19 protein-coding genes and 1 pseudogene are annotated in these 21,404 nt (G+C 73.6%); 13 read left to right on the top strand and 7 right to left on the bottom strand.

What is annotated here, in order from left to right; all coding sequences use genetic code 11:
* Positions 1-409: 409 nt before the first annotated feature.
* Complete coding sequence (locus ACSU53_RS17535; protein WP_437028838.1) at positions 410-1,438, bottom strand: hypothetical protein; 1,029 nt, start codon at positions 1,436-1,438, stop codon at positions 410-412.
* A gap of 239 nt (positions 1,439-1,677) precedes the next feature.
* The gene (locus ACSU53_RS17530) at positions 1,678-2,019 is read right to left on the bottom strand and encodes a hypothetical protein (RefSeq protein ID WP_437028837.1); all 342 of its coding nucleotides are present in this window, start codon (positions 2,017-2,019) and stop codon (positions 1,678-1,680) included.
* A 511-nt stretch (positions 2,020-2,530) separates the two neighbouring features.
* Here ACSU53_RS17530 and ACSU53_RS17525 point away from each other — a divergent pair.
* Positions 2,531-2,809, top strand: coding sequence for a hypothetical protein (locus ACSU53_RS17525; RefSeq protein WP_437028835.1), 279 nt, complete (start codon positions 2,531-2,533; stop codon positions 2,807-2,809).
* A 273-nt stretch (positions 2,810-3,082) separates the two neighbouring features.
* On the opposite strand, the gene ACSU53_RS17520 is transcribed toward ACSU53_RS17525, so the two are convergent.
* On the bottom strand, positions 3,083-4,051 hold the full coding sequence (locus tag ACSU53_RS17520; RefSeq protein WP_437028833.1) for an EamA family transporter: 969 nt from the start codon (positions 4,049-4,051) through the stop codon (positions 3,083-3,085).
* Positions 4,052-4,325: 274 nt separating this feature from the next.
* Here ACSU53_RS17520 and ACSU53_RS17515 point away from each other — a divergent pair, with 274 nt between their 5' ends.
* The gene (locus tag ACSU53_RS17515) at positions 4,326-4,778 is read left to right on the top strand and encodes an NUDIX hydrolase (protein ID WP_362099703.1); all 453 of its coding nucleotides are present in this window, start codon (positions 4,326-4,328) and stop codon (positions 4,776-4,778) included.
* Positions 4,779-4,829: 51 nt separating this feature from the next.
* Here the strand turns inward: ACSU53_RS17515 and ACSU53_RS17510 are convergent, their stop codons facing one another.
* Positions 4,830-5,099 carry a GntR family transcriptional regulator gene (locus tag ACSU53_RS17510; RefSeq protein ID WP_437028831.1) on the bottom strand — a complete coding sequence of 90 codons (270 nt, stop codon included), beginning with the start codon at positions 5,097-5,099 and terminating at the stop codon, positions 4,830-4,832.
* A 183-nt stretch (positions 5,100-5,282) separates the two neighbouring features.
* On the opposite strand from ACSU53_RS17510, the gene ACSU53_RS17505 reads away from it, so the two are divergent.
* Complete coding sequence (locus ACSU53_RS17505; RefSeq protein WP_437028829.1) at positions 5,283-5,567, top strand: hypothetical protein; 285 nt, start codon at positions 5,283-5,285, stop codon at positions 5,565-5,567.
* Between the two features lie 30 nt (positions 5,568-5,597).
* Here ACSU53_RS17505 and ACSU53_RS17500 read toward each other — a convergent pair whose 3' ends face one another.
* Positions 5,598-8,600: an FAD-binding and (Fe-S)-binding domain-containing protein gene (locus ACSU53_RS17500; RefSeq protein ID WP_437028827.1), complete on the bottom strand. Its 3,003-nt coding sequence runs from the start codon at positions 8,598-8,600 to the stop codon at positions 5,598-5,600.
* A gap of 990 nt (positions 8,601-9,590) precedes the next feature.
* Here ACSU53_RS17500 and ACSU53_RS17495 point away from each other — a divergent pair.
* The 7 genes from ACSU53_RS17495 (at position 9,591) to serC (ending at position 17,330) form a co-directional block, all read left to right on the top strand.
* Positions 9,591-11,981 (top strand): ATP-binding protein, encoded by a 2,391-nt coding sequence (locus ACSU53_RS17495; protein WP_437028825.1) that lies wholly within the window; start codon positions 9,591-9,593, stop codon positions 11,979-11,981.
* Positions 11,978-12,385 (top strand): roadblock/LC7 domain-containing protein, encoded by a 408-nt coding sequence (locus ACSU53_RS17490; RefSeq protein ID WP_362099717.1) that lies wholly within the window; start codon positions 11,978-11,980, stop codon positions 12,383-12,385. The genes ACSU53_RS17495 and ACSU53_RS17490 overlap by 4 nt, the downstream gene beginning before the upstream one ends.
* Positions 12,382-12,729 carry a DUF742 domain-containing protein gene (locus ACSU53_RS17485; RefSeq protein WP_437028823.1) on the top strand — a complete coding sequence of 116 codons (348 nt, stop codon included), beginning with the start codon at positions 12,382-12,384 and terminating at the stop codon, positions 12,727-12,729. Before ACSU53_RS17490 ends, ACSU53_RS17485 begins: the two co-directional genes overlap by 4 nt.
* Positions 12,710-13,345 carry a GTP-binding protein gene (locus ACSU53_RS17480; protein WP_437028821.1) on the top strand — a complete coding sequence of 212 codons (636 nt, stop codon included), beginning with the start codon at positions 12,710-12,712 and terminating at the stop codon, positions 13,343-13,345. The genes ACSU53_RS17485 and ACSU53_RS17480 overlap by 20 nt, the downstream gene beginning before the upstream one ends.
* Complete coding sequence (locus tag ACSU53_RS17475; protein WP_437028820.1) at positions 13,342-14,589, top strand: cytochrome P450; 1,248 nt, start codon at positions 13,342-13,344, stop codon at positions 14,587-14,589. The genes ACSU53_RS17480 and ACSU53_RS17475 overlap by 4 nt, the downstream gene beginning before the upstream one ends.
* The gene (locus ACSU53_RS17470) at positions 14,586-15,875 is read left to right on the top strand and encodes a cytochrome P450 family protein (protein ID WP_437028818.1); all 1,290 of its coding nucleotides are present in this window, start codon (positions 14,586-14,588) and stop codon (positions 15,873-15,875) included. The genes ACSU53_RS17475 and ACSU53_RS17470 overlap by 4 nt, the downstream gene beginning before the upstream one ends.
* 336 nt (positions 15,876-16,211) lie before the next feature.
* Positions 16,212-17,330 (top strand): phosphoserine transaminase, encoded by a 1,119-nt coding sequence (serC, locus tag ACSU53_RS17465; protein WP_437028816.1) that lies wholly within the window; start codon positions 16,212-16,214, stop codon positions 17,328-17,330.
* Positions 17,331-17,415: 85 nt separating this feature from the next.
* Here serC and ACSU53_RS17460 read toward each other — a convergent pair whose 3' ends face one another.
* Complete coding sequence (locus ACSU53_RS17460) at positions 17,416-18,429, bottom strand: WD40 repeat domain-containing protein (protein WP_437028814.1); 1,014 nt, start codon at positions 18,427-18,429, stop codon at positions 17,416-17,418.
* Positions 18,430-18,536: 107 nt separating this feature from the next.
* Here ACSU53_RS17460 and ACSU53_RS17455 point away from each other — a divergent pair, with 107 nt between their 5' ends.
* The 3 genes and pseudogenes from ACSU53_RS17455 (at position 18,537) to ACSU53_RS17445 (ending at position 20,540) form a co-directional block, all read left to right on the top strand.
* Complete coding sequence (locus tag ACSU53_RS17455) at positions 18,537-19,214, top strand: GDSL-type esterase/lipase family protein (protein ID WP_437028812.1); 678 nt, start codon at positions 18,537-18,539, stop codon at positions 19,212-19,214.
* 71 nt (positions 19,215-19,285) lie between these two features.
* A pseudogene (locus ACSU53_RS17450) lies at positions 19,286-19,504 on the top strand (Uma2 family endonuclease); the annotation flags it as partial.
* Between the two features lie 43 nt (positions 19,505-19,547).
* Positions 19,548-20,540 (top strand): aldo/keto reductase, encoded by a 993-nt coding sequence (locus ACSU53_RS17445; RefSeq protein WP_437028810.1) that lies wholly within the window; start codon positions 19,548-19,550, stop codon positions 20,538-20,540.
* Positions 20,541-20,706: 166 nt separating this feature from the next.
* Here ACSU53_RS17445 and thpR read toward each other — a convergent pair whose 3' ends face one another.
* Positions 20,707-21,279, bottom strand: coding sequence for an RNA 2',3'-cyclic phosphodiesterase (thpR, locus tag ACSU53_RS17440; RefSeq protein WP_437028808.1), 573 nt, complete (start codon positions 21,277-21,279; stop codon positions 20,707-20,709).
* Positions 21,280-21,404: the final 125 nt, after the last annotated feature.

Below are 21,404 nucleotides of genomic sequence, written 5' to 3'. Positions count from 1 at the left end.
CGGCCGCGGGAAGACCCTCGGCAGCATCGCCGAGGGCATCTCCTGCCGGGTGAGCGCGGTCCGGCGGCGCTGTGGCCGACACTCACCCCCTGCGCACCTACGTCAACGGTCCGGCAGCCCGGGGCCGACGGGCCTGTGCCCCTGTCAGGGACGCCGATCCCCTTGTCGCCCTCGATGGTGGAACGCGATTCGCCCGGCCACCAGTGCGGGCAGACCCACCATGAGCCACCCCGCGACGGCCCAGTCCCGTACGGCTCCGACCGTCAGGACCACTGCCAGGTAGACGACGGCGACCACCGCGAGATCCCGGCCTACGGCTCCGTACCCGGACATTGCAGCCCTTCCTTCCCGTGCTGATGGGGGACATGGACGGACTGTCGCCGTCCGACGGCTGACCACCTGCAGGTGGTCAGCACTTGTAGCGCTTCCAGCCCTTGATGACCCCGACGTAGGTCAGCTTCCATTCCACGCACTGCTTGGCCTTGGCCGCGTCCTTGGCCTGCCCCCACAGGGAGGCGGCCTGAAGACCGGTGGCCGCCGCACAACCGGCCGACGCCGCGGGATTGGGTATCTTGCCGCAGGCCATGGCGGCCGCGATGACCGCGAACGTCGGCATGGTGGCCTTGGCCAGATCCTTCACCTCGCTCTTGCTGAACCGCAGGTAGATGTACCAACCCAGGCTGACCTTCGGGTCGGCGACAACGGGAAACGCCGTATCAGGAGATGTCTCGATCGTCTGAACGAGAGTGCTCCCCTCGAGCCGGTATCGCGTGGTCAGCGGACGCCCCTCGGCGTCCTTGGCCCACGGAGCGTCGATGGAGCCAATGATCTTGGCTTCGTCGCCGGTGCCCTGATTGATGACGTAACCACCGGATCCATCGGCCAGGAGGGTGGCACCCGCGGGAAGTCCCAGCGGGAACCGCTGCTCGGTGGCCGCTGCGGAGTCCTTGAGAGTGACCAGCACGCGAACACCGGCATCCTTGGTCGGCTGCACCGCCAGGTCCGTGGACGGGGCCGCGTCCGGGTATACGACCGTGCCGCTGCCGGCCTTCGTACCACGAGCGGCAGTACCGCCGTTCAACGCCACGGTCAAACGGGTGTCCCCCACTGCAGCGGTCACGGCATCTGACGCGACCGTCGGGGCCGTGATCCTCACTTCCTGGCCTTCGACCCTCGTCAGCGCGATGGCCGGGGTGTCCCGAGCAGCGGTGCTGTCCGCGATGTCGGCCGTACCGGTGACCGCCTCGACTGTCGCCGCAGCGTTCAACGGCCGTGTCGCGTCATCAGCCATGGCTACGGGTGAGCCCGCAGCAAGCAATGCGGCGCCGGTGAGGAGAGCGACGCCGCACATCGTCGTACGGCGCCCCGTCATGAACCGAAGCATTTCTTCCCCCTTGTGGGACGTTTCAGGAAGCGTCGTCCTGGTCAGGGACGACACGCGCTGAAGATCCTTACACGCGCCGAAGGGGCGGAATGATCAATTCCCTGTGAAAAGGATCAATGGAACCTCACGGTCCTCAACTGCATCGCCCTCTCGGGCTCCGATTCAGAGGAGCGACCACTCATGCGGCCAGGCACTCCGATCCGTGCCGAAGAAGGGGGCGCGGTACGTGCCCGCAGGCCAGGGCCAGGAGTCGTCCGAGCCGGTTCTGTCCGGACGGCGCCACCCACCACAGTTCACGGCAACCGGCGCCCCTTCTTCGCCGCCTCCCGCTCATAGCCCTTGGTTTCCCACCACTCCTCCAACAGGCCGCGGACCAAGGACACGAACATGGCGAGCCGGTCGGGTTCGGGCGCGGGCGAAGTGAGCACGTCGACGAAGGACTTGTCGTCCCACGGCAGCGTGACCTCCCAGTGCTCCTCCTCCTGGCGACCTTCACGCGCGACGGCCAGTCGGTACGTCAAGGTCGCACTGCGGTCCTGGTGGTGGTCGATGCGCAGGTCGGCGACGTCGAACCGCGTACCGCGGCTGGTGAACGAGCGCGCCAGAGCGAGTTCCGTCGGAGTCTGCGCCGCCATCAACAGTCCGTTCCTTCCGCCCTGTGCCGGTGGTGGGGAACGACTTGCCGCGCAGGCCACCGCCGGCGCGGGGGCCGGCACGGTTCACCGGCTTCCCCATCAGGTCTCGCAGACCGGGTCGACGGCAGTCCGCGCCGCCGCCCCCGCACGACTCTTCGGTCGTGCCTCTTCCTCGTCTTCCTCGTCATCGCCGTCCGGCCACTGAACGACCTCGCTCACCGGATCGGCTGGTCCGACCGGCGACGCCGCCCTCGCCGAAGCGACGGGCGAACGTCGAGAAGGTCGCGTTCACGCCGAAATTCGGCGGGCGGAGAAAGCGCTTGACGGCATCACTGTCCCGAATTCCCCCGGCCGTCGCACGGAAATTATCGCCTCTCGACCGAACACCTCGATGGTGAAGTGTCCGACGCGCGGGTAGCGTGCACGCGCGTTCCGTGACCGATATCGAGACGCCGGGCTCCGCCGTATCCCTCCCCGACCACGGCGAGCCCCGCCCGGGGGAGTTTTCCGGATGACCGAGACCCAGTCGCCTCACGCCGCATCCGAAGGCACGTGGGCCCTGCCGCTGCTGGTGCTGATACCGCTGACGGTGCTCAGGATGTTCGCGGATCCTTCCGCGGGACCCTGGCCGGTCCTGGGATGGTGCCTCATCGCCCTGGCCGTCCTGCTCCTGGCTGCCGGGTGGGCAACCGCCTTCCGTCATGGATCGCGACGGCGCGGTGCATGGGGCACGTGCCTCCTCGTGCACGCCGCGCTGGTCTGGCAAACGGTGCTCCTGCTGCGGCAGTGAATCGCAAAGGGACGCGCGCGGAGAACGTTCCGAGGACGCGGAGGGGAGGAAAATGGGCGGCACGGTGTCCCTTTCCGCTGTACTCCCGCCACAGGTACTTCGGGCACCGCATCAAGCGGAATACGGATAGCGGTCACGGGGCGGGCAAGGCACCTCCCTCGGGGCCGGTTTCCGGTGAACCCGACCGGGAAATCGTCGTGGGGTCCGGGCGTCCGGGGCGCTTTTGGCATCCGTGATCCGACGAGCCCCGTGATCCGACGGGGCGGGCGGCTGTCAGTCCTTGGCGGAATCCACCCGCACCCTGCTCCGGCGCCGCGGGCCCACCTGGGTGCGGACCGCGCCCATGCTCGCCGCGATGACCAGGGCGATGGCGGCGGCCTCGGTCGGGCTGAGGGCCTGGCTGAGGACGAGGAAGCCGGCCATGGCCGCGATCGCGGGCTCCAGGCTCATCAGGATGGCGAACGTGGAGGCGTGCAGCCTGCGCAGGGCGAGGAGTTCCAGGGTGTACGGCAGCACGGAGGAGAGCACGGCGACCGCCGCGCCCAGCGCGAACGTCGTCGGTTCGATCAGCTTGGCGCCCGACTCCAGGATGCCCAGCGGCAGGAACAGCACCGCCGCCACACCCATCGCCAGCGCCAGTCCGTCCGCCTGCGGGAAGCGGCGGCCCGTCCGGGCGCTGAACACGATGTAGGCGGCCCACATCACGCCCGCCGCCAGGGCGAACACCACGCCCAGCGGATCGAGGTGGTCGAAGCCCCCGCCGCCGAGCAGGAAGACGCCGGCGAGGGCCAGCCCGGCCCAGAGGAAGTTGATCGCCCGCCGGGACGCCAGCACGGACAGGGCCAGCGGCCCGAGCACCTCCAGGGTGACGGCCGTGCCGAGCGGGATGCGGGCCACCGACTGGTAGAAGAGGCCGTTCATCGCGGCCATGGCGATGCCGAAGACGATCACCGTGGTCCAGTCGGTGCGGGAGTGCCCGCGCAGCCGAGGCCGGCACACCGCGAGCAGCACGACGGCGGCCACCAGCAGCCGCAGCGACACCACCCCGAGCGCGCCCGCCCGCGGCATCAGGGTCACCGCGAGGGCGCCGCCGAACTGCACGGAGATCCCGCCGGCGAGGACCAAGCCCACCGGCCCCAGCGAACCCCGCCCGCGCGACGCGCCGTCCGGAGCGGACGGGCCGCCGCCCGTCGCGGGGGCGGCGGCCTGGGTGGACGGGGTGGCGGGGCTGGGCGTGGTCACGAGACCTTCCTGGGGACGCGGTGCGGAGGGCGGGAATCCTGGCGGGGGGCGTGCACCGGAATGCATCACCCGGTCCAGGGTAATGTCCCCGGTACAGGACCGTGAGGCATGTACGTACCTGACGATGAGGCTCGCGGGCCGTCCCGGTCAACCCCCTTCCAGACTGCGGGCCACACGCCGCACCCGGCCCGTGGCCGCGCCGGCCCGACCGGACCGGTACGGTTCCCAGCGGCGATCACCCGCCCCCGCCCCGTCACCACCCCTCCGAGGTCCCGTGCGACGACTTGTCACCCGCGTCTGGCGACTCCTGCGCCCCTTCCAGAGCCGCATCATGTGGCTCCTGCACGCCAAGTTCGTCGTCGGCGTGACCGGTGTGGTGCGCGACGACGAGGGGCGGGTGCTGCTGCTCCGGCACCGGATGTGGCCGCCGGGACGGCAGTGGGGCCTGCCCAGCGGATTCGCCCGCAAGGGCGAGGACTTCCGGCAGACCGTGGTCCGCGAGGTCAAGGAGGAGACCGGCCTGGACGTCGAGGTGGGTCCCCTGGTCATGCTGAACAGCGGCCTGCGCACGCGCATGGAGGTGGCCTACGAGGCCCGGCTGCTCGGCGGCGAGCTGCGCCTGGACCCGTTCGAGATCCTGGAGGCCCGCTGGTGCCTCCCGGACGACCTCCCCGAGGAGGTCCAGCCCGTCTGCCACCCACTGGTCCGGGGCGAGACGACGCCGTAGAGGCGGGGCCGGGCCGGATGCCGAGCCGGATTCCGGCCCGGGGAACTGCCGTCAGGTGCCGGAGGCGGGCCCGCCGGCCGCGGACGGCCCCTTCGGCTCGGCGACGAAGGAGCCGAGACCGGGCTCGGTGTACGTCAGCCCTTCTTCCCGCAGCGCACGCAGCACCTTGTGAGCCGTGGCGTTGGCGATCCCGAACTCCGCGGTGAGCTGCACCACGGAGGGCACGCGCGTGCGCGGCGGGTAGGTGCCGTCGGCGATCCGGCCGCGCACCACCTCGGCGACCTGGCGCCAGCGGGGAATGTCGGGAGCGAACTCGATCACCGATTCAGGATGAGCATACTTAGCGCAGTACGCGATACAGGGGATACCTAGCATGCCTAGAATGCCTTAGTGTCCCGCACGGGTGTCCCTGCCCGTGGCGTGGCAACTCGCTGATCACCTCGACCGGAACCGATGACATGACCGACCACCCCACCCACCCCCTCACCTCACCGGGACACCCCCATGGACGCATCTGAGCCCCGCCTGCTCCCCTGGTCCGGCGTGGACGGCAAGCCCTGTTACCTGATCACGGACGACGGTCTCGACGGGCCGGTCTCCCGGCTCGCCGACACGACGGAGGCGGTGCAGCTCGGCATGGGCGCCGACGTCCTCGCCCACGCCCGCGCGCTGATCCCCGACGCGCTGCCCGGCGAACTGCGGCACCTGGCCGAGTGCCTGACTGTGGCCCTCGCGGACGCGCTGCGGGTGGCGGAGAGCCGGGGCCGACGGCTGCGGCGGCTCGTCTGAGCGCCGTCCGGACACCCGCACCCCCGGTGCTCACGCCCCGTCGTCCAACGTCCCACCGTGCGACGTCCCGCCGTCCGACACCGCGTCGTCCAACGCCTCGGCCAGCACCTCCGCGAGGTGACGGCCCCGCACGCCCGCGAGCTGCTCCAGCTGGGTGCGGCAGGAGAAGCCGTCGGCCAGGACCACCGTGCCGTCCGGGGCGTCCCGGACGGCCGGCAGCAGCTGTTCCTCCGCGCAGGCCGTGGAGACCTCGTAGTGGCCCTTCTCGAAGCCGAAGTTGCCCGCCAGGCCGCAGCAGCCGCCGGACAGGTCACCGGTGAGGCCGGCGGCGTGGCGCAGGCGGCGGTCCGGGGCGTCGCCGAGGACCGCGTGCTGGTGGCAGTGGGTCTGGCCGGTGACGGGGCGGTTCAGGGCGGGTGGGGCCCAGCCGGGGGCGTACTGCTCCAGCGCCTCCGCGAAGGTCCGGACGCGGCCGGCCAGCCGGGCGGCCCTGGGGTCGTCGTGGAGCAGTTCGGGGGCGTCGGTGCGCAGGGCCGCCGCGCAGCTGGGTTCCAGGACGACGAGCGGGGCGTCGGTGGCGAGCACGGGTCCCAGCAGGTCCAGCGTGCGGCGCAGCACGGCGCGGGCCCGGTCGAGCTGGCCGGTGGAGACGTAGGTCAGTCCGCAGCAGACCCGGCCGCGGCGGGCCGTGAGCAGGGAGAGGGCCGAGCGGGAGCGGGCGTCCCCGACCGGGCGGCGGCCCCGGCGCAGGGTCGGGGGCAGGGCCACCCGCAGGCCCGCCGCCTCCAGCACCCGGACGGCGGCCCGGCCCACCGAGGGCGACAGGTGCTCCGTGAAGGTGTCCGGCCACAGGACCACCAGCGTCCCCGCGCCCGTCCCGCCGGCGTCCGCCCCAGGGCCCTCGGCCACCGCGGCTCCCCCGGCCCCCACGCCGGGTGTCCGCCGCGTCCGCCACCACCGCGTGAACGTCCGGTCCGCGACCCGGGGGATCTGCCGCTCCCCCGCGATCCCGCCCAGCCGTTTCGCCGCGCCGGCGAGCGGGCCGACCGAGGCGAGGGCGTTGACGAGCGCCGCCGAGCGCGTCCGCGCCACCCAGCCGAGCCACTCCGGCAGCCACCCCATCGCGTAGTGGGCGGCGGGACGGCGACGGCCGGCGTAGTGGTGGTGCAGGAACTCCGCCTTGTAGGTGGCCATGTCGACGCCCACCGGGCAGTCGGAACGGCAGCCCTTGCAGGACAGGCACAGGTCGAGGGCGTCGCGCACCTCCGTCGAGCGCCAGCCGTCCGTCACCAGCTCACCGGCGAGCATCTCGTGCAGCAGCCGTGCGCGTCCGCGCGTGGAGTGCTCCTCCTCACCGGTCGCCCGGAACGACGGGCACATCACCGACGGCCCCGACGCCGACGTCGTACGGCACTTGGCGACGCCCACGCAGCGGCGGACCGCGGCCGAGAAGTCGCCGCCGTCGGCCGGGTAGCCGAAGGCCACGTCCACCGGCTCCCGGGGCAGCACGGCGAACCGCAGGTCCGCGTCCAGGGGCGCCGGGTCCACCAGCATGCCCGGGTTGAGCAGGCCGTCCGGGTCCCAGACGCCCTTGACCCGCTCGAACAGGGCGACCGTCTCCGCGCCGTACATGCGCGGCAGCAGTTCGGCCCGCGCCTGTCCGTCCCCGTGCTCCCCGGACAGCGAACCGCCGTGGGCGACGACCAGGTCGGCCAGTTCCTCGGAGAAGCGGCGGAAGCGGGCCACGCCCGGCTCCGTCAGCAGGTCGAAGTCGATCCGGACGTGGATGCAGCCGTCGCCGAAGTGCCCGTAGGGGGCGCCGCGCAGACCGTGGGCGGCGAGCAGGCCCCGGAAGTCGCGCAGGTACGCGCCCAGCCGGGCGGGCGGCACCGCGCAGTCCTCCCAGCCGGGCCACGCCTCGGTGCCGTCCGGCATCCGGGTCGCGGTGCCGCTGGCGTCCTCGCGGATCCGCCACAGGGTGCGCTGCCGCGCCGGGTCGGTCACGACGACGGCGTCCAGGGCGTCGGCCGCGCGGACCACCGACTCCGCCCGCGCGCGGGCCTGGGCCGCCGTGTCGCCGCCGGTCTCCACGAACAGCCAGGCGCCCCCGCGCGGCAGGTCCACGGCCTCCGGCACGAGATCGGCCGCCATGCCCTCCACGGTCAGCGGCCCGCACGGCAGCAGGCCCGCCGCCGCTTCGGCGGCCCCGCTCTCGTCGGCGTACCCGAGCACGGCGAGCGCCCGTGCGCGCGGGGCGGGCACGAGGTCCACCACCGCCTCGGTCAGGAGGGCCAGCGTGCCTTCCGACCCGCAGAGGGAGCGGGCGACGTCGGCACCGTTCTCGGGCAGCAGGGCGTCCAGCGCGTAGCCGGAGATGCGGCGGGGCAGGTCGGGGAACCCGGTGCGTAGCCGAGCCAGTTCGCCCTCGACGAGCCGTCGCAGGCCCGCCGGGGCGCCGGACCAGTCCCGGCCGGCGTCCAGCCGCTCCCCGCGCGCGGTCACGACCGACAGCTCGCGGACGTTGTCGGCGGTGGTGCCCCAGGCCACCGAGTGGGAGCCGCAGGAGTTGTTCCCGATCATGCCGCCGAGCGTGCAGCGGCCGTGGGTGGAGGGATCCGGCCCGAACCGCAGACCCTGCGGGGCGGCGGCCTCCTGGAGCCGGTCCAGCACCAGTCCGGGCTGGACGACGGCGGTACGGGCGCGCGGGTCGAGGGCGAGCAGCCGGTTCATGTGCCGGGTGAAGTCCAGCACCACACCGGTGCCGGTCGCCTGCCCCGCGATCGACGTGCCGCCGCCGCGCGCGACCACCGGGACGCCGCGCTCCCGGCAGACCTCCAGCACGGCCGCCACGTCGTCGGCGTCCCGGGGTGCGACCACGCCCAGCGGCACGCGCCGGTAGTTGGAGGCGTCCATGGTGGTCAGTGCCCGCGCGGTCGTACCGAAGTCCACCTCACCGGCCACCACGGAACGCAGGGCGTCCCGCAGGTCGCGGGAGGCCGCGGAGCCCGCCGGCACCGAGGCGGTGCGCGCCACCGACGGTGGGGGCGCCGACGGCGTGGACTGGGCTGGGGGCGTCGGCGCGGGGGACGCCGGCGCGGGGGTCCTGGGCAGGGGGGACATCGGCGCTTGGGACGTCGGAGACGCCGCCGGGGAATCCGTCCGGGGGGACCTCCCGCCTGCCCGGCCGGTGCCACCGTCGGAGGCGCCCGGGCCGTCGGCCCCGGCGGAGCCCTCGGAGCCGCCGGGGGCGCCCGGCCTCCCGGCGCCATCCCGTCCGCCCGGGCCGCCGGGCGCGCCGGGGCGCCCATCGGCCCTGCCCTGCCTGCCGACCCCGCCCGGCTCGTTCGGTTCGCGCGGCTCGTTCGTCCCGTCCGTCCCGCCTGTGGTGCCCGTCATGCTCTCAGCATGCCCCGGCCCGGGGGCCCGGCCCCAGACCCGGGCGACGCGGCCCGGCGGCCCGGCCCCGAACCCCGGTGACGTCCCCCACCGCTCGGCCGCGGACGGGGGCGCAGCCCGGCCGCGCACCCCCGAGCCGCGCCCCCTCCCACGCGCTCTCCGCAGCCTCTGCCGTTCCCCCGTTCCCCCGTTCCCCCCGTTCCCCGTTCCCTCGCCCCCGTTTCCCTCGTTTCCCGCACCCGGCCCACCACGTCGAGGCCTTCCGGGGCCCCGGCAGGACGTCCGACCGGTCGACGGTCCGGGACCGGACCCCGCACGCGCACCGTGCACCGTGCCCCGTGCCCCGCGCACCGCGCACCCCTCACCCCGCACCGTTCCGGCCACGGTCCCGGACGCCGTGGCCGGATCCCGTCGCCTCCCGGCCGCGTCCCGAGAACTGGAAGGGATACTTCCCAAAGCGATCACGAACTCCCATATAGTGACCGCGAGTTGCGCGCGCCCCATCGCTCTCGTCCGAAACGCGACCCCAAAACGACAACGGTGGCCACGCGGGCCACGGCCGAGCGCGGTGACCCCCGGCACGCACACCCGCGGACCAGCCCGAGGACCCGACCGAGGACCTGATTGATGACCTCCCCCCTGCTCCCCGGCGACCGCCCCACCCCCCGTGCCCTGCTGCCGATCCCCCTGCTGACCGCGGCTCTTGCCGCGCTCGGGACCGTCGCGGCGGTCCTGCTGGGACCGGAGTCGGCCCGGGGCGCCGTCGGGTGGACCGCGGCGATCGCCGGCCTGCTGCTGTGCGCCGCCGCGACGGTCGCCGTGCACGCCGTCCTGACGGCACGCGCGGCCCGCGGACGCGTGGAGGCGGTCAGCCAGGACGTCGGCCGGCTGCTGCAGGAACGCGCCCGGGTCGCGGAGGAAGCCCGCCGCCAGCACGAGCGGCTCACCGGTGAACTCAACCGCGAGCGCGCCCGGTTGTCCGCCGAGCTGGACCAGGAGCGCGCCCACCTGGCGGAGGCACTGACCGCGGAGCGCGACCGGCTCGGCGAACAGCACGCCGCCCAGAGCGCCCAGTTGTCGCTCCAGCACGCCGAGGAGAAGACCCGGCTCACCGAGGCCCACACCGCCGAGATCGAGCGGCTGACCGATGAGCACGCCGCGAAGCTGCGGCTCATCACCGACGAACACACCGCCCACACCGCCCGGTTGACCCGTGACCTGGACGAGGAGCGGACCGGCTGGGCCGACGAGCGGGCCCGCCTGACCGAGGAGTGCGAGCGGCTCCGCGAGGAGAACACCCGGCTGACGCGGGACCTGCGCGAGGCCAACAGCGCCCGCGCGGCCGCCGTGTCGGCCACCGCGAACACCGCCGGCCGGATGCAGGCGCTGGCCACCGGCATGCTCGCGGACCTGCGCGCCATGGAGGAGAAGCACCAGGACGAGGAGGTGCTGGCCGACCTGCTCCACCTCGACCACCGCACCGCCCAGGCGGGCCGCCTCGCCGACTCCGTCGCCGTTCTGACCGGCGCCCGCTCCGGCCGCCGCTGGGCCCGGCCCATCGGCATGGAGTCGATCCTGCGCGGCGCCATGGGCCGCATCAGCGGCTACCAGCGGGTCCGCGTCCACTCCACCAGCGACACCGCCGTCGCCGGGCACGCCGCCGAGGGCGTCATGCACGCGCTCGCCGAACTCCTCGACAACGCCGCGAACTTCTCACCGCCCACCGCCGAGGTCCACGTCTACGTGGAGGAGGTCCCGGCGGGCGTCATCGTCTCCGTCGAGGACAGCGGGCTCGTCATGGGCGAGTCCCAGCTGCGCCGCGCCGAGCGTGCGGTCTCCGGCGAGTCGGCCGAACTCGGCGGCCTGACCGGCACCCGGCTGGGCCTCGCGGTGGTGGGCCGGCTGGCCCGGCGGTACGGCCTGCGAGTCTCCTACCGTCCCTCGGCCCGCGGCGGCACGGGCGTGCTGATGCTCGTCCCGCAGGACATCCTCGTACCGCCGGAGTCGGCCGCCGCCCCGGCCGCCGGCAGCGCGCAGGCCGCGGCGCCGTCCTCCGCCCCGGCCGCCGCGCCCTTCTCCGGCACCACCGCGCGGACCCCGTCGGCCGCCACGGAACCGGCAGTCCCGGCCCGGACGGCACCCGGCGGCGAGCCCGAGCCCCGTCACGGCACCGCCGCCCGGTCCGAGGCCGGTCACGGTGCCCGCGAGGGGACGGCACCCGGCCGGACGGCTCACAACGGCACGGCACGCCCCGCGCTCCGCGCCCCGTCCGGCGCCGCGGAGTCCCCCGCCCCGTCCTCCTACGCGGCGGGCCGTGCCGGGGCCGTCGAGCCGGCCCCGGAGCCGCTGCCGTCCCACGGCTCCCCGGCCGTCGGCACTCCCAGATCCGCCCCGGGCACCGACGCGCCCGCACCGCTCACGCTGCCGCGCCGCCGCCGGGGCCGCACCCTCGCGGAGGCCGAGCGCACCCGGCAGGACACCACCCCCGCTCCGCGCCCCGCGCCGACCGCCGAGGAGACCCGGGCCCGCACGGCCCGCTTCCACACCTTCCGCCAGGCCGTGCGCACCGTCGCGGAGGAGACGGCCGCGGGCCCGGACGGGATCTCCCAGCCCCAGGGCGCGGACGGGACCCCCCGGCCCCAGGGCGCGGACGGGACCTCCCAGGACCCGGACCGGTCCCCCCGGGCACGGCAGGTCACCGCCCCCGAAGCGGCGGCCACCACCGCCACGGCCACCGCGCCCTCCGCCGACACCGACGCCGCCATCGACACCACCGATGTCGACGCCCCGTCCCCGGCCGCCTCACCGCCCCCGGCCCCTTCCTCCCGGGAGCCGGACAGCCGGAACGCCGGGAACGCCCGGGACACCCGGGACACCCGGGAAGCCCCAGGCACCCCCGAGTTCACCGAGACCCCGGAGGTCTCCGAGACCCCCGGCGCCCAGGAGGTCACCGGATCCCCCGAGACCTCCGACCCCGCAGCAACCCCCCGCATCCCGGAAGGCGACACGACCACATGACCGGCACGACGACCGCCGACGACAAGCTCACCTGGCTGATCGAGGGCCTGCTGGAGCGCACGCCGGGCGCGCGGCACGCGCTCGTGCTGTCCCGGGACGGCCTGAAACTGTGCCGCACCCCGGAACTCTCCGCCGACCAGGCCGACCAGCTCGCCGCCATCGCCGCCGGCATCCAGTCCCTGTCCCACGGCGCCTCCGTCGAGTTCGGCGACGGCAGCGGCGGCGTGCGCTCGGCGATGACCGAGTTCTACGGCGGTGTGCTGTTCATCGTCGAGGCGGGCGAGGGCGCGCACCTGGCCGTCGTCACCGCGGAGGACGCGGACGCCGGACTCGTCGGCCACAACATGAGCGAGCTCGTGGAACAGCTCGGCGAGCACCTGACCGCCCAGCCCCGGACCTCATGAGCAGGCCGGGCAGGGACGACGCACCGGACCGGCTCTACACGCTCACCCAGGGACGCAGCCGGTCCGGCCCCGACAACCCCTTCGACCTGGTGACCCTCGTCGTCGCCGAGTGCGACCCGGCGCCCGGCATGCAGTCCGAGCACGCGGCGATCCTGCGGCTGACCGAACGCCCCACGGCGGTGGTGGAGATCGCCGCCGTACTGAAGCTGCCGGTGAGCATCACGCGCATCCTGCTGTCCGACCTGCTCGCGGCCGGCCGGGTCAGCGCCCGGCACCCGCGCAGAACCGCCGTTCCCGACCCCGACATCCTGGAGCAGGTGCTCGTTGGACTCCGCAACCTCTGACCCGCGCCCCACGGACGGGGCCCGCACACCGCTCGGCTCGTCGGCCGCCAACGGCCTCAAGATCGTCGTCGTGGGCGGCTTCGGTGCCGGGAAGACCACCATGGTCCGCTCGGTCAGCGAGATCCGCCCCCTCAACACCGAGGAGACGATGACCCAGGCGGGCGAGGCCGTCGACGACATCAGCGGGGTGCGAGGCAAGACCGCGACCACCGTCGCCTTCGACTTCGGCCGCATCACGCTCGACGCGCGCAACGTGCTCTACCTGTTCGGGGCACCCGGCCAGGAACGCTTCTGGTTCCTGTGGGACCGGCTGTTCTCCGGCACGCTGGGCGCGGTCGTCCTCGTCGACACCCGGCGCATCGACGACTCCTGGTACGCCATCGACCGGCTGGAGAAGCACGGTACGCCGTTCATCGTGGCGTGCAACGACTTCGGCGGCCCCACCTTCACCCCGCAGCAGATCCGCGAGGCGCTGGACCTCGACCCGCACGTGCCGCTGGTCAACTGCGACGCACGGTCCCGGGAGTCCAGCAAGATCGTGCTGATCACGCTGGTGGAGCACATCCAGGCCCGGTACGCCTCCCCCTCCCGCGACTCCCGTCAGGAGCTGGTGTGAGCCCCGCCCCCCATTCCGCCGCGCAACCCGATCCCGTCCGCCTGAGCGGGCCCCTGCTCCAGGACGACCCGGCCAGGGTGTACCGGGAGATGCGGCGCGCCCACGGCAGCGTCGTCCCCGTCCTGCTCGACGGGGACATACCGGCCTGGCTGGTGCTCGGCTACCGCGAACTGCACCAGATCACCGGCGATCCGGTGCTGTTCAGCCGCGACTCCGACCTGTGGAGCCAGTGGGTCAACATCCCGGACGACTGGCCGCTGCTGCCGATGATCGGCCGCAAGCAGCCGTCGATCCTCTACACGGTCGGCGAACGGCACCGGCAGCGGGCCGGGATGATGACCGCCGCGCTGGAGGCCGTGGACCCGTTCGAACTGCGGCGCTCCGCCGAGAAGTTCGCCGACGAACTGATCGACGGCATCTGCCCCGAGGGCCGCGCCGACATCATCGCCGAGTACGCGATGCTGCTCCCGGTGCGGGTCCTGACCCGGCTCTACGGGTTCACCGACGACCAGGGCCCGGCCCTGGTCACCGCCCTCAACGACATGATCGACGGGCGGGAGCGGGCCATCGCCGGGCAGACCCACCTGTTCACCTCGATGACGGAGCTGGTGGCGCTGCGCCGGGAGCGGCCCGCCGACGACGTGGTGACCCGGATGCTCGCCGACACGTCCGGGTTCACCGACGAGGAGATCGTCCAGGACCTGATGGTGATGATGGCGGCCGGGCACCAGCCCACCGCCGACTGGATCGGCAACTCGCTCCATCTGATGCTCACCGACAGCCGGTTCGCCGCCTCGCTGTTCGGGGGCCGCAACAGCATCGCCGAGGCGATGAACGAGGTGCTGTGGGAGGACACCCCCACCCAGAACGTGGCCGGGCGCTGGGCGTCCCGCGACACCCAGCTGGGCGGGCGCCGCATCCGGGCCGGCGACATGCTGCTGCTCGGCCTCCAGGGCGCCAACGCCGACCCGCAGGTGCGCACCGACGGCTCCGCCCTGACCGGCGGCAACGGCGCCCACTTCTCGTTCGGCCACGGCGAACACCGCTGCCCCTTCCCGGCGCAGGAGATCGCCGAGGTGATCGCGCGCACCGGCATCGAGGTCGTCCTCGACCGGCTGCCGGACATCGACCTCGCGGTGCCGGCCGCCTCGCTCTCCCGCCGCCCGTCCCCCTGGCTGCGCGGGCTGTCCGAACTTCCGGTCACCTTCACACCCACCCCCGCCCTGGGAGGCACGCTCGCATGACGGCCGCCACGGAACCGACCGCAACCGACCCGACCGTCCCCGGCCCGGCGTCGGCCGCGGACCCGAAAACGGGCACGGACCGCATCCACCTCGACCCCTTCGTCTCCGACCTGGACGCGGAGAGCGCCGCGCTGCGCGCCGCCGGGCCGCTGGCCGCCGTGACCCTGCCGGGCGGCGTGGACGTGTGGGCGGTCACCCACCACGCCGAGGCAAAGAAGCTGCTGACCGACCCCCGGCTGGTGAAGGACATCAACGTCTGGGGCGCCTGGCAGCGCGGCGAGATAGCCCACGACTGGCCGCTGATCGGCCTGGCCAACCCGCCCCGCTCGATGCTCACCGTGGACGGCGCCGACCACCGCAGGCTGCGCACCCTGGTCGCGCAGGCACTCACCCCGCGCCGGGTGGAGCACATGCGGGAGCGCATCACCGAGCTGACCGCGTCCCTGCTCGACGAGGTCGCCGCCGCACCGGGCGACACGGTCGACCTCAAGGCGCTGTTCGCGTACCCGCTGCCCATGTACGTGATCGCGGACCTGATGGGCCTGGCGGAGGAACGGCTGCCGCGCCTGAAGGAGCTGTTCGAGAAGTTCTTCTCCACCCAGACCCCGCCCGAGGAGGTCGTCGCCACGCTCACCGAGCTGGCCGCGATCATGACCGAGACGGTCGCGCACAAGCGCGAGAACCCGGGCGACGACCTGACGTCCGCGCTGGTCCTGGCGTCGGAGAACGGCGACCGGCTCACCGACGAGGAGATCGTCTCCACGCTCCAGCTGATGGTCGCCGCCGGCCACGAGACGACGATCTCGCTCATCGTCAACGCGGTGGTCAACCTCTCCACCCACCCGGACCAGCGCGCCCTGGTGCTGTCCGGGCAGGCCGACTGGTCCGCGGTGATCGAGGAGACGCTGCGCTGGTCGACGCCGACCTCGCACGTCCTCATCCGGTTCGCCACCGAGGACGTGCCCGTCGGGGACAAGGTGCTGCCCGCCGGGGACGCGCTGATCGTGTCGTACGCGGCGATCGGCCGCGACGAGCAGGCGCACGGCCCGACCGCCGGCGACTTCGACATCACCCGCGACACCGCCGCCCGGCACATCTCCTTCGGCCACGGCCCGCACGTCTGCCCGGGCGCCGCCCTGTCCCGGCTGGAGGCCGGCGTGGCGCTCCCCGCGCTCTACGCCCGCTTCCCGGACCTGGACCTGGCCGTCCCGGCCACCGAACTGCGCAACAAGCCGGTCGTCACGCAGAACGACCTGTACGAGCTGCCGGTACGCCTCGGCACCTGACCCCACGCGGCGCGGCCGGCGGGCGGAACGGGCCCGCCGGCCGTCCTGGCGGACACGGGCCGGAGCGGTCCGCCGGCCGCACCGGCGGACACGGTCAGGACCACCGCCCGGCACGGACGGGACCACCCCCGGCACGGACGGGACCGCCCCCGGCACGGACGGGACCGCCCCCGGCCGCGCCCGCGGCCACGGGCGGGCAGCGGCGGGACCGGCCCACGGGCCCACCGGCCGCGGGCTGCGGACACCGGCGGACACGGGCGCGACCGGTCCACCGGCCGTCTCAGCGGACGGACGAAACGCGCCCCGCGCGTCCGTCAGCCGCTAGGCTCCCCTGTCGTGGCTGAGATCCAGATTCCCGCTGACATCAAGCCCGCCGACGGACGTTTCGGCGCGGGTCCCTCCAAGGTGCGGACGGAGGCGCTGGACGCCCTGGCCGCGACCGGCACGTCCCTCCTCGGCACCTCCCACCGCCAGGCCCCGGTGAAGAACCTGGTCGGCAGCGTGCGCGAGGGCGTCCGCGAGCTGTTCCAGCTCCCCGAGGGCTACGAGGTCGTGCTCGGCAACGGCGGCTCCACCGCCTTCTGGGACATCGCGACCCACGGCCTGATCGAGAACAGGTCGCAGCACCTCACCTTCGGCGAGTTCAGCTCCAAGTTCGCCAAGGCCGCCAAGCTGGCCCCCTGGCTCGCCGACCCGGACATCGTCTCCGCCGACCCCGGCACGCACCCCGAGCCGGTCGCCGAAGCCGGTGTCGACGTCTACGCTCTCACCCACAACGAGACCTCCACCGGCGTCGCCATGCCGATCAAGCGGCCGGCGGGCGCCGACGAGGGCGCGCTCGTCCTGGTCGACGCCACCTCCGGCGCGGGCGGTCTGCCCGTCGACATCGCCGAGACCGACGTCTACTACTTCGCCCCGCAGAAGTCCTTCGCCTCCGACGGCGGCCTGTGGATCGGCGTGTTCTCCCCGGCCGCGATCGAGCGCGCCGAGCGGATCCACGCGAGCGGCCGGCACATCCCGGAGTTCTTCTCCCTGCCCACGGCGATCGACAACTCCCGCAAGAACCAGACGTACAACACCCCGGCCCTCGCCACCCTGTTCCTGCTCGACCAGCAGCTGAAGTGGCTCAACGGCCAGGGCGGACTGGACTGGGCGGTCCGCCGCACCGCCACCTCCGCCCGCACCCTGTACGGCTGGGCCGAGGACATCAAGTACGCCAACCCGTTCGTCACCGACCCGGCCAAGCGCTCCCAGGTCATCGGCACCATCGACTTCACCGACGAGGTCGACGCGGCCGCCGTCGCCAAGGTGCTGCGCGCCAACGGCATCGTCGACACCGAGCCCTACCGCAAGCTGGGCCGCAACCAGCTCCGCGTGGCCATGTTCCCGGCCGTCGACCCGGCCGACGTGGAGGCGCTGACCAAGTGCGTCGACCACGTCATCGAGAAGCTGTAGCCGCACCGCCGTACGTGATCGGGGGCGCCCGGCAGTGATCCGCCGGGCGCCCCCGCGCGTCCACACACGCGGGGCCCCCGGCCCCTCACCCCCGCCGGCGCCGCCGTCCCAGCGCGAACAGCAGCACGCAGATCAGCGCCACGGCGGCGCCGCCGACCTTGACGCCGTCCCCGAGCGCGTCGTCCCCGGCCGCGTCGCCGCCGGCACCGCTCCCGCCCTTGCCGCCCTTGCCGCCGTCACCCTCCGCGGCCTCCGCGCCGGGCGCCTCGCGGGCCTCCACCGGGCTCTCGGTGCCCTCCGTGCCGTACAGGATCCGGGTGCCGTCCGCGGAGAACGTGACGGACTCCCCCTGGCCCTGGAGCGGCACGCTCAGCCGGCCCTTGCGCTGCGGCTTCCCGTCGTTCCAGGCGTAGTGGATCCCGCCGAGGTAGCCGCGCACGGCGAGGTGTTCGCCGTCCGGGGACAGGGCGGCGTCGGTGGCCCACAGGTCGATCGGGACGGTGCGCCGGAAGACGTTGGGGCCGGACGCGGACAGCTCGGCGGGCCCCTCGTACAGGTGCCCGCCGTCCTCGTTCTTGTCGATGATGTAGACGCGTCCGGTCTTCGGGTGCACGACCATCGACTCGGCGTCCCGCGCCCCGTCGGCGTACGTCACGACGTACTGCGTGGCCCGCACGGTGCGGTCGCTCAACTCCTTCGGCTCCGGAAGCTCGTAGATCCACACGTGGGGCCAGGTGCCGCCGAGGTTGTCGCCGATGTCCCCGACGAAGATGCGGTTGCCGGGGCCGATCGAGATGGCCTCCACGTCACGGGGCGACCCGATGCCGGTCAGGGTGAGCCGGGCGACGGTCTCGCCGGTCGCGCTGTCGACGGCGTACAGGTAGGGGCCGTCGTCGCTGTCGTTGTGGGTCCAGTAGATGCCGGGGTGCTGCCGGGACGCGGCCAGGCCGCTGGACTCGGTGATCCGCGGGTCCTTGATCGTGAACCCCTCGTCGCCCGCGCTCCGCGTCCGCGGGCCCGCCGCGTCGGCTGCGGAGGCGGGCACGGCGAGCGCGCCCGTGAGGAGGACGGCGGCGAGCAGGGCGAAAGGTCGGCGCATGCCCCAAGCCTGCCATCAGGCAGGGCAGTTCAGCGCCGGTGGGGATCACCCGGTCGCGTGGCCGGTCTCACACCCCGTCGGCGGGGGTGATCCACGATGATGAGCGGATGCTCAGGTTCATGCCCGTGGGTGACTCGATGACGATCGGGAGCGCGGGTGAACACACCTGGCGCTACCGGCTGTGGCAGCACCTGTGCGGAACGTTCGGCGGCCCGTTCACCTTCACCGGCCCGCGCGAGACGCTCTACGACCAGGCCGCCGAGGCCCCCACCTCGTACGCCTACGCCGACCCCGACTTCCCCCGGGGCCACCTGGCCGGCTGGGGCGAGGGCTGGCACCACCTGACCCCGCTGATCGGCGACGCCGTCCGCACCGCCCGCGCCGACGTGCTGCTGGTCTCCCTCGGCCTGATCGACCTCGGCTTCTACACCAACGCCGAGCAGACCGCCGACAACGTCCGCGCCTTCGTCGCCGGCGCCCGCGCGGCCCGCCCGAGGGTGCGCATGGTGATCATGCCGGTGCTGCACAACATCCGCGCCGACCAGGACGCCGCCTTCGCCGCCCAGGTCGTCCGCTTCAACGACCTGCTCGCCAAGACGGTCATAGACCTCGGCACCGACACCTCCCCCCTCCTGCTCGCCGACCCGGCGGACACCTACGACTTCCACACCGACACCTACGACGGCACCCACCCCAACGAGCGGGGCGAGCACCGCATGGCGGCGGCCTTCGCGGACGCCCTGTGGCGGCACTGGGACCTGGGCGGCCCCTACGAGCAGGCGTAGCCACCCGGCGAAACGGCCCGGGCAGGACGGCACCGCGTCCCGCTCACCGTGCGTATCGTTGTACCGCGCGGGCCGCCAACGACTACGGGCCGAAGAAGGCCGCGTACGCGACCGCCGGAATCCCCCTGTACGTCATCGCCGACCCCTACCTGGGGCGCTGCTTCGTCTACACCGACCCCAAGAACGGTGACTACGTCACCAGGACCAGGGTGGACTTCGGGGACGACATCGACCTGACCGGCACCGTGGCCGATCTGACGCTGCCGACCGACGGCTTCCCCCGGGACTGATCCCCTTGCTTGGAGCGCACTCCAGGACGTTGGCTGGGGAACCATGGAGTACACGCAGCTCGGACGCACGGGACTCAAGGTCAGCCGCCTCGTCCTCGGGACGATGAACTTCGGTCCGCAGACCGACGAGGCCGACAGCCACGCCATCATGGACGCGGCGCTCGACGCCGGCCTGAACTTCTTCGACACGGCCAACGTCTACGGGTGGGGCGAGAACAAGGGCCGCACCGAGTCGATCATCGGCAACTGGTTCGCCAAGGGCGGCGACCGGCGCGACAAGGTCGTCCTCGCCACCAAGGTCTACGGCAACATGGCCGCCGACGGCGACGCCTGGCCGAACCACGACAAGCTGTCCGCGGTCAACATCAGGCGGGCCGTGGACGCCAGCCTGAAGCGGCTGCGGACCGACTACATCGACCTGTACCAGTTCCACCACATCGACCGCAGCACCCCGTTCGAGGAGATCTGGCAGGCGATCGACGTCCTGATCCAGCAGGGCAAGATCCTCTACGTCGGCTCCTCCAACTTCCCCGGCTACAAGATCGCCCAGGCCAACGAGATCGCCGCCCGGCGCGGCGGCACCATCGGCCTGGTCAGCGAGCAGTGCCTGTACAACCTCGCCGAGCGGCGCGCCGAGATGGAGGTCGTCCCGGCGGCGCAGGAGTACGGGCTCGGGGTGATCCCCTGGTCGCCGCTGCACGGCGGTCTGCTGGGCGGGGTGCTCAAGAAGCAGGCCGAGGGCGGGCGCCGGGCGTCGGGCCGGGCTGCCGACTTCCTCGCCGATCCCGCTTCGCGGGCGCAGATCCAGGCGTACGAGGACCTGCTCGACAAGCACGGCATCGCCCCCGGCGAGGCCGCCCTGGCCTGGCTGCTCACCCGGCCCGGGGTGACCGGACCGATCGTCGGGCCGCGCACGAAGGAGCAGCTCGACTCGGCCCTGCGGGCGGTGGAGCTGGAGCTGAGCGAGGAGCTGCTGGCGTCCCTGGACGAGATCTTCCCGGGGCCGGGTCCCTCGCCGGAGGCGTTCGCCTGGTGACACCGGGGGCGTTCGCCCGTTGACCGGCGTCGGTGCGCGACGTACGGCGGGGCGGTCGGCGGCGGTGCTAGTTGCCCAGGGCTGCCGCCAGTGCCACGACGACGAACATCAGTATCAGCGCACCGGCCATGATCCGGTTACGGGTCTTCGGGTCCACGCTCCGAGGTTAACCGGCCGCACCGAGGGCGTGGCGGGCGACCGCCTCGTAGCGGGGCTGCTCGCCCGGCACGCCCGACGTCGGCAGGCTGCTGCGGACGAGGGCCAGCTCGGTCACGGTCCAGGCGCGGCTGCGGTAGCCGCCGAGGACGTCCAGGTGGGGCCGCACGTCGTGGTCGGTGCGGCTGCGGGCCAGGGTCAGGTGCGGGCGGTAGCGGCGGTGGTCCTCCATCGGGACGCCGGCCTTGCGGGCGGCGGCCTCGGAGCGTTCGGCCAGCAGCCGCAGGGGGCCGAGGTCGCCGTCGACGCCGGTCCACAGGGCCCGGCCCCGGCCGAACCGGCCGCCGCCGCCGAGCGCCAGCCGGAAGGGTTCGGTGCGGGACGCGGCCCGTTCCAGACGGGCGTCCAGGTCCGGGACGAGGACGTCGTCGACCTCGCCGTAGAAGGCGAGGGTGACGTGCCAGCCGGGCCGCCCGGTCCACCGCAGGGTGTCCGCGCCGGGCAGCGCCCGCAGCCGCTCCACCTCGGCGGCGAGCGAGCGGGTCACGTCGTCGGGGGGCAGCAGGGCGGCGAAGAGTCTCATGGCTCCAGTTTCGTGGGTGGCCGGGGCCCGGATCCCGCGGGTGGCCGGGGGCCCGGACGGCTCTCGGGCCGCCGCCGGGCCTCCCCCGTGCGCGGCAGGAGCCGGCCCCGGGCCTTCGAGGGCCG

The organism is Streptomyces sp. enrichment culture (assembly GCF_964273255.1).
GTDB lineage: Bacteria > Actinomycetota > Actinomycetes > Streptomycetales > Streptomycetaceae > Streptomyces.
This window is presented reverse-complemented; position numbering and strand designations above follow the sequence as displayed.

Excerpts from the sequence above, each read along its gene's own strand:
- ACSU53_RS17530 (WP_437028837.1), bottom strand. The coding sequence starts at position 2,019 with ATGGCGGCGCAGACTCCGACGGAACTCGCTCTGGCGCGCTCGTTCACC.
- ACSU53_RS17525 (WP_437028835.1), top strand. The coding sequence starts at position 2,531 with ATGACCGAGACCCAGTCGCCTCACGCCGCATCCGAAGGCACGTGGGCC.
- ACSU53_RS17505 (WP_437028829.1), top strand. The coding sequence starts at position 5,283 with ATGGACGCATCTGAGCCCCGCCTGCTCCCCTGGTCCGGCGTGGACGGC.
- ACSU53_RS17495 (WP_437028825.1), top strand. The coding sequence starts at position 9,591 with ATGACCTCCCCCCTGCTCCCCGGCGACCGCCCCACCCCCCGTGCCCTG.
- ACSU53_RS17490 (WP_362099717.1), top strand. The coding sequence starts at position 11,978 with ATGACCGGCACGACGACCGCCGACGACAAGCTCACCTGGCTGATCGAG.
- ACSU53_RS17485 (WP_437028823.1), top strand. The coding sequence starts at position 12,382 with ATGAGCAGGCCGGGCAGGGACGACGCACCGGACCGGCTCTACACGCTC.
- ACSU53_RS17470 (WP_437028818.1), top strand. The coding sequence starts at position 14,586 with ATGACGGCCGCCACGGAACCGACCGCAACCGACCCGACCGTCCCCGGC.
- ACSU53_RS17460 (WP_437028814.1), bottom strand. The coding sequence starts at position 18,429 with ATGCGCCGACCTTTCGCCCTGCTCGCCGCCGTCCTCCTCACGGGCGCG.
- ACSU53_RS17455 (WP_437028812.1), top strand. The coding sequence starts at position 18,537 with ATGCTCAGGTTCATGCCCGTGGGTGACTCGATGACGATCGGGAGCGCG.
- ACSU53_RS17445 (WP_437028810.1), top strand. The coding sequence starts at position 19,548 with ATGGAGTACACGCAGCTCGGACGCACGGGACTCAAGGTCAGCCGCCTC.
- thpR (WP_437028808.1), bottom strand. The coding sequence starts at position 21,279 with ATGAGACTCTTCGCCGCCCTGCTGCCCCCCGACGACGTGACCCGCTCG.